This window comes from Plebeiibacterium sediminum, assembly GCF_026013605.1.
Lineage (GTDB): Bacteria > Bacteroidota > Bacteroidia > Bacteroidales > Marinilabiliaceae > Saccharicrinis > Saccharicrinis sediminus.
Genome location: NZ_JAPDPJ010000327.1, coordinates 1 through 437, shown reverse-complemented (window position 1 = coordinate 437; position 437 = coordinate 1). Strand labels below are relative to the sequence as shown.

The window sequence follows — 437 nt, the reverse complement described above, 5'->3', positions numbered from 1 at the left end:
AGAAACAAGACTAAGAGCAATAAGACTAATGCGGTTTGCTTCTATGACAGCTAATCCTACAGCAACTTCTTTTGTACTATGTTTGGTACATGCCTGAATAATTTCATGTAAATGCGATGAAACCTTAATTAAAGCTTCCCGATCACCAAGAACTGCATCTTTAATAGTTTTGTTATTCATACATTATAAAAGATAAGATTTCGTTTACTTGATAATTTCAATTCAAAAATCACAAAGACAATACACCACAAGTGTGTATTTAAGATGTAAATATTAAATCTTTAGCTTAAAGGCGATAGTAACACCATTCTCGCTATTTTCTTTTACGTAAATTTTACCCCTTTGCAATTCTATAAATTCTTTACAAATTGGTAATCCCAAACCGGTTCCGGCTTCTTTATGATTCATAATCTTTGGCTTATTAAAAGAGTATTTAA

At 30.7% G+C, this 437-nt stretch carries 2 protein-coding genes; both read right to left on the bottom strand.

The window, feature by feature from the left end:
- On the bottom strand, positions 1–180 hold a 180-nt coding region (locus tag OM075_RS25660), incomplete at its 3' end, for a hypothetical protein (RefSeq protein WP_301193398.1).
- 93 nt (positions 181–273) lie between these two features.
- Entirely contained in the window at positions 274–408 is a 135-nt protein-coding gene (locus OM075_RS26320; protein WP_363321664.1) for an ATP-binding protein, read from the bottom strand.
- Between the last annotated feature and the right edge of the window lie 29 nt (positions 409–437).

What these genes read in the sequence shown, in the direction of transcription:
- OM075_RS26320 (WP_363321664.1), bottom strand. Translation starts at nt 408, where the DNA reads ATGAATCATAAAGAAGCCGGAACCGGTTTGGGATTACCAATTTGTAAA.